Genomic DNA, 6,122 nt, shown 5'->3' with positions numbered 1-6,122 from the left:
GCATTACGCAAATGATCAGCCACCAAGAATGCCATTTCAAGTACTTGGTCTGCATTTAAGCGCGGGTCGCATTGCGTTTTGTAGGCTTGCGCTAAGTCTTCATCGCTAATTTCATAAGCACCGCCTGTACACTCCGTTACGTGCTGACCGGTCATTTCAAGGTGAATACCACCTGCGTGAGTACCTTCTGCTTCGTGAGCTTGGAAAAACTGCTTAATTTCTTTCAAAATTGCATCGAAGTTACGGGTTTTATAGCCGCTAGATGCCGAGAACGTGTTGCCGTGCATCGGGTCAGAGCTCCACACTACGTGTCTGCCTTCAGCTTTCACTTTACGCAATAAGCGTGGCAAATTGTCGGCTAAATTATCGGCGCCCATACGCGTAATTAGCGTTAAACGACCTGGATCGTTTAGCGGGTTAAGCGCATCAATCAAACGAATAAGCTCGTCTTCTTGCATGCTTGGCCCCACTTTCACACCAATTGGGTTGTGAATGCCACGGAAAAACTCAACGTGCGCATGGTCAAGTTGACGGGTACGCTCGCCAATCCACACCATGTGAGCCGAACAATCGTAAGGCTTACCGGTAAGGGTATCGATGCGTGTTAGCGCCTGCTCATAGTTCAACAGCAATGCTTCATGCGACGTGAACAGTGAGGTCTCGTGCAGCGTAGAACTGGTTTGTGCGTTAATACCAATAACATCCATAAACTCAAGGGTATCTTGAATACGGTTGGCCATATCAGAATAACGCTCTTTAAGCGGATTGTTTTCAACGAACGCCATGTTCCAGCGGTTAACTTCATGAAGGTCGGCCAAACCACCTTGCGCGAACGCGCGAAGTAAATTCAGTGTTGACGCACTGCGATGGTAGGCTTCCAACAAACGGTCAGGATCTGGTCGACGGGCCGCTTCGGTAAATTCGAAGTTGTTGATGATATCACCACGATAGCTTGGCAAGGTCACGCCATCGCGGGTTTCGAAATCTGATGAGCGCGGCTTGGCGTACTGGCCTGCCATACGGGCAACCTTAGTTACCGGACAACGACCAGCAAAGGTAAGCACAATGGCCATTTGAAGAATAACTTTAAAGGTATCGCGAATTTTAGGCGCATTAAATTCGTCAAACGACTCAGCACAGTCGCCGCCTTGTAAAAGAAAGCCTTTACCCAAGCTGACTTCACCTAGCTGGCGTCTAAGCTCACGGGCTTCAGCAGCAAATACAAGCGGTGGATAAGAACTTAATGTTTGCTCTACTTCTTTTAAACGTACTTTGTCGTCGTACTCTGGTTGCTGAAGAATAGGTTTATTTCTCCAACTGTCTACTTGCCAATTACTCAACGGTGTTCTCCTGAATAAAAAACGTAGGGCAAACGTTTTACTGAAAATATTTATTGAAGCTAGATGCTTCGAATAAAAAGACTGTAACGCGCTTAACAGTGCGTCTGTAGCGCTTTTTTCTAATCAGTCTAATGTGAAAATGTGAATCTAAAAAAATGCTGGGGGCACTTTACCACATTTATTCTAGGGAAATAGGTGCGCAAACTTGAATTTCTAGAAAGTTATCGTGCTTGCTTATAGCAAAATAGCATTCAAACACACTTTCTAAGTTTGTTTGCGTGGCCACCTCTTGTGGCTTACCGAACGCTACCATGCGACCTTTTTGCAAAAGCCATAAACTATCGCAATAGTTGGCACTAAGCGCGATATCGTGAGACGTCATAAGAAGGGTATTCCCTTTATCGCAAAGGAATTTTACCAAACTAGCCAGTGCATATTGATGCCTTATATCAAGCCCTTGCAGAGGCTCGTCTAAAAACGCTATGCCCTCTCCGCGCTCTAACTGCGGCCATATTTGCAAAAGCGAACGACAAATTTCTACTCGCTGACGCTCACCGCCAGAAAGCTGGGTGACAATTTGGTTCAAGAAACCCGATATTTCGAGTGCTTTTTCTAAAACCGGAGGAATTAGTACATCTTGCTGTGCTGTTGCATAAAAGCTTAGGTACTCTTTTACCGACAAGTGAAAACCACTTTCGCTTTGTTGCGCTAATAAGGTGCGCACACTCGCAAGTGTTGCCAGCGACCAATCGTTCATTGGTTTACCTAGCAGCATGACGGTGCCCTCATCAGCGTCAATAAGGCCCGCAAGGGTAAGCAACAGTGTTGATTTCCCTGCCCCATTTGGCCCTATAATGTGAACGCACTCGCCTTTTTTTGCACGTAAACCTTCCACCGAAAGTCGCGATGCCACTTTTACATTCTGTAAGCTTAAAACGGTACGACTATCTGCTAGGTTATGGCTATTCGCTGGGCTATTGCAATCAGCAACGTCATCTTTAACGCTAACGTTTTCCTTAGGGTTAGTAATTATGGTGTCTTGCTCACTAGCATTTATTCGTTCATTGCTGCCAGAATCAGGGCGTTGCTGGGGTCTAAAATTGTTTGTCGTCATTTCATTTCCCCTCCACTACCCTTTTATTTGACCTTTAGCTAATGCCCAAATTAATAATGGACCGCCTAACGTAGCTGTTACCATAGACACCGGAAGCGTAATGGCACGGGTCATTTCAGAGCTTAACGCAACCAGCATCAGCAGACTTGCACCACTTAATGCACTTAACGGCAACAAATAGCGATTATTATGCCCGATGATCAAACGTAAGATATGCGGTACTAATAAGCCAACAAAAGCAATAGAGCCTGCCATAGACACCGCAGTGCCTACAGCAATAGCGCAGACAATGAGTGCGCGCTCAGTGAGTTTCTCCACATCCACACCACTGCTTTTTGCTGCAAGTTCACCAGCATAGAGCTTGTTTAAATCGCCGGCGAAATAAAGCTGTAATGCGACAGCAACAGCGATTAACGGGCCGCCCACTGACAAAATTAACCAGTTAGTTTGGTACAAGCTGCCCATTAACCAGAAAGTAAGATTGCGAAGGGCATTAGCGTCGCTGAACATGTAAAGCCAAGCGATAATAGCGCCGCTAAGAGTAGAGATGGCAATACCCGCTAGAATAACAGCCGTAGAGGAGCCCAACAGTTTTCTTGCTAAGCGGTAGATAATAAATGTAGATAACAACGCACCAATAAAACATCCCAAAGGCAGCAAATAGTGTAGGTACGCTGTAGCCCATTGTGGGGTTAGCAGTAGCAAAAGCGCAGCAACCAAGCTTGCGCCACTCGTAATGCCAATAATTCCCGGATCTGCCAGGGGATTTCGCAGTACTACTTGCAAGGTAGCGCCACTTGTAGACAGTGCCGCCCCTACTAAACACGCAGTGAGAATAAGCGGTATTTGAAGCTGAACAATAATATGCTGTTTTAGTTCAGCCGCCGTATCAGACAGCCCTGTCACGCCAACAATCCCTACCACACCTATGACGAGTGACAAAAGTACTGTTATTACAACCAAAGTGACGGCGGTGCGTTTAGTTCCTGTCATTGTCAATACGGGTTCTCAACGTGGGCTTTCGAGATGGTTTATCAATATGATCTGCGTTTATTGTTGTTGGGTTTGTTTAATATGCGCAATCAAACCGTCCGACGCTTCTTCGATAAGATCCAACACCAGCTCAAAGCCGCGCTTGCCGCCATAATATGGATCAGGTACTTCTTTATCGTCTGCATTTGCAAAATCAAGAAACAGCTTAATTTTATCGTGGTACTGGCTAGGCGACATACCGTGCAAATTAGCAAGGTTGCTGTTATCCATGGCAAGAATGAAGTCAAATCGTTCAAAATCGCTTTCATCAACACGTCGGCATTTCAGCCCTTTGAAGCTGTAACCTCGCTCTACGCCAGCGGCTTGCGAACGCTTATCGGGCGGGTTACCAATGTGATAGCCGTGGGTTCCCGCTGAGTCGATTTCTATATTCAATCCGGCTTGTGCAGCCTTGTGTTTAAACACGGCTTCTGCGGTTGGAGAACGACAAATATTACCCAAACACACGAACAACACCGATGTAGATTGTTTCATTCAAAATCCTATTTCAACACAGTGACGGAGCGTGACTAAACTTTATGCCTAGTTTCACGTATGATACGCCGTCAGAAAAATTGTGGAGTTAGTATGACCGCACATGTACTTATGCTAAGTAGCTCACGCCAAGGCGACGAGGCTTACTTAGAGCACGCTAGAGCGCTTATTTTTGCACACTTAGGCGAAATTCGCGACCTTCTATTTGTTCCTTACGCCGCCGTAACTCAAACGTACGATAGCTACGTGGACGCCGTTGCTACCGCCCTGCCAGAGTGCAAGGTTACGGGCCTACATACCGTTGAAGATCCGGTTGCCGCAGTAAATAACGCGAAGAAAAACGGCCAAGCCATTGTTGTAGGCGGTGGAAACACCTTTCACCTGCTTTCCACCCTTTATGCGAACGCGCTTATTGTGCCAATAAAGCATGCCATCGCCGATTGTACTCCTTATATTGGATGGAGTGCAGGTTCGAATATTTGTGGTCAATCAATTAGAACCACTAACGACATGCCCATTATCGAGCCGCCGAGTTTTGATGCGCTAGATATCGTGCCGTTTCAGTTAAACCCGCACTACACCGATTATCAGCCGCCGGGCCACAATGGCGAAACCCGCGACCAACGTCTGGCAGAGTTCACCACGCTTAATCCAACCACACCAGTAGTTGCTATTCGCGAAGGCACAGCGCTGCGCCTTACTAATAATCAACTTAGCCTAGTGGGTGAAAAAGACGGCTTTATCTTTCTAGGTGAAGAAAAAACGCCAATCAGTTCAGGTGATGATTTAACTTATTTGCTTGATAGCGGCGAATAGCGCCTCATCGCTAGGCGCTACCTGGTAGGGAATTTCTGCCAGTAGCGGCTCGGGTAACATGGCTTTAAGAGAATGCAGATTTTCTTGGTATCGCGTCATGTTACCCGTAATGTCGTTCGCAACCCATCCTTTAATGGTAAGTCCATCGGCGCGAATTGCTTCTGCGGTTAATAGCGCATGATTTAAGCACCCCAAACGCATGCCTACAACTAAAATCACATCCATTTTGAGTGTTTTCACGACATCAGAAAGATAGTAAGTGGGCGTATACTCATCACCTACCGTTAGCGGTAAACGCCACCCACCTGCACCTTCCATTAACAGAAGATCTGGTTGATAGGCGTGCAGTTCATCAAGCCCTTTTGCAATCTCGTCAAACGTTAACGCAACACCTTCTTCAAGAGCTGCAATATGTGGCGCTATAGCCGGCTTTAATGCAATTGGGTTTATTTGATGCAAAGGAAGTGTCTGTCCACTTTCTTCGTTTTTTTCATTTGCGCTTTTTAGCTCGTTATTGTCTGTTAGTTTAATGGCTTTATTTGCGCGTATTTTGGAGCACACTTGCTGAATATTTAGCGCATCTTCGTTAACCCACTCGCCATTTATCTGTTCGCATCCGGCTGCAATAGGCTTGTAGCCGATGGCGCTTAACGAGGATTTTTGCGCAGCTTGTAGTAGTTGGCAGGTAACATAGGTTTTACCTACTTCGGTGTCGGTACCGGTTATGAAATACTGCTTCATCGTTTTTCCAATCTAAAATGACTTACGCGGTAGGTAAGCGGTAACTTACTTTCTACACTGCTCATATTACTGTAAGCCATGGCTAATTTTTTAAGATCTCGACGGGTGAGCGGCGGTTGTCTTTGGCCGGTTTCACCTGCCCCCACCCCCTTCACAGAGCGCAGTAGCGACATAATATCGCAGTGAGTATCGACATAGTCCTTAGTAATCACCCGTTGCAAAGAAAGGCCCGACTGCTTAAAGCCATTTACCCACTGCGCTGTTGTTGGCATATAGGTTTCGGCCTGTGGAAGCTGCGCTACTTTGCGCGCCGTTTTAAGCTCACTAAATGAACCCGCCACCATAATCGCCAGCTCGGCAATACCACTCTTTTCAAGCACTCGCGCTACCTCATTAGCAACAAGACGAGTATCGCTAACCCACTGAAGCGCCATAGATGAAAATACGGTTGAAAATTGGCTATCACAGAAAGGCAAATCAACAGCACTACCTTCTACGAAAATGGGGTCAGAGTACATTTTTCTGGCCTGCGCCAACATGCGCTCGGCAATGTCTACGCCAGTTGCAGCTGCACCTTTATTTGC

Annotated in this window: 7 protein-coding genes; 1 reads left to right on the top strand and 6 read right to left on the bottom strand. The window is 46.4% G+C overall.

Annotated elements, in window-relative coordinates:
- The 4 genes from QVA83_RS14005 to QVA83_RS13990 all read right to left on the bottom strand — a co-directional run.
- Window positions 1-1,340: class II 3-deoxy-7-phosphoheptulonate synthase (locus tag QVA83_RS14005; RefSeq protein WP_014978802.1), on the bottom strand; the 1,340-nt coding region annotated here is incomplete at its 3' end.
- A 178-nt stretch (window positions 1,341-1,518) separates the two neighbouring features.
- Entirely contained in the window at window positions 1,519-2,454 is a 936-nt protein-coding gene (locus tag QVA83_RS14000) for an ATP-binding cassette domain-containing protein (protein ID WP_287498603.1), read from the bottom strand.
- A 15-nt stretch (window positions 2,455-2,469) separates the two neighbouring features.
- Complete coding sequence (locus tag QVA83_RS13995; protein ID WP_061094643.1) at window positions 2,470-3,447, bottom strand: FecCD family ABC transporter permease; 978 nt, start codon at window positions 3,445-3,447, stop codon at window positions 2,470-2,472.
- A gap of 57 nt (window positions 3,448-3,504) precedes the next feature.
- Window positions 3,505-3,981, bottom strand: a complete 477-nt coding sequence (locus QVA83_RS13990) for a low molecular weight protein-tyrosine-phosphatase (RefSeq protein ID WP_014948910.1) — start codon at window positions 3,979-3,981, stop codon at window positions 3,505-3,507.
- A 93-nt stretch (window positions 3,982-4,074) separates the two neighbouring features.
- Here QVA83_RS13990 and pepE point away from each other — a divergent pair, with 93 nt between their 5' ends.
- Entirely contained in the window at window positions 4,075-4,797 is a 723-nt protein-coding gene (gene pepE / locus QVA83_RS13985; protein ID WP_014997877.1) for a dipeptidase PepE, read from the top strand.
- On the opposite strand, the gene bioD is transcribed toward pepE, so the two are convergent.
- Together bioD and QVA83_RS13975 are read right to left on the bottom strand one after the other, a co-directional pair.
- On the bottom strand, window positions 4,768-5,538 hold the full coding sequence (bioD, locus tag QVA83_RS13980) for a dethiobiotin synthase (RefSeq protein WP_156078137.1): 771 nt from the start codon (window positions 5,536-5,538) through the stop codon (window positions 4,768-4,770). The genes pepE and bioD overlap by 30 nt on opposite strands.
- Window positions 5,535-6,122: methyltransferase domain-containing protein (locus QVA83_RS13975; RefSeq protein ID WP_287498602.1), on the bottom strand; the 588-nt coding region annotated here is incomplete at its 5' end. The genes bioD and QVA83_RS13975, both read right to left, overlap by 4 nt.

This window comes from Alteromonas sp. AO-Serp, from assembly GCF_017849675.1.
GTDB lineage: Bacteria > Pseudomonadota > Gammaproteobacteria > Enterobacterales > Alteromonadaceae > Alteromonas > Alteromonas macleodii.
This window is presented reverse-complemented; position numbering and strand designations above follow the sequence as displayed.

What these genes read in the sequence shown, in the direction of transcription:
- QVA83_RS14000 (WP_287498603.1), bottom strand. Translation starts at nt 2,454, where the DNA reads ATGACGACAAACAATTTTAGACCCCAGCAACGCCCTGATTCTGGCAGC.
- QVA83_RS13995 (WP_061094643.1), bottom strand. Translation starts at nt 3,447, where the DNA reads ATGACAGGAACTAAACGCACCGCCGTCACTTTGGTTGTAATAACAGTA.
- QVA83_RS13990 (WP_014948910.1), bottom strand. Translation starts at nt 3,981, where the DNA reads ATGAAACAATCTACATCGGTGTTGTTCGTGTGTTTGGGTAATATTTGT.
- pepE (WP_014997877.1), top strand. Translation starts at nt 4,075, where the DNA reads ATGACCGCACATGTACTTATGCTAAGTAGCTCACGCCAAGGCGACGAG.
- bioD (WP_156078137.1), bottom strand. Translation starts at nt 5,538, where the DNA reads ATGAAGCAGTATTTCATAACCGGTACCGACACCGAAGTAGGTAAAACC.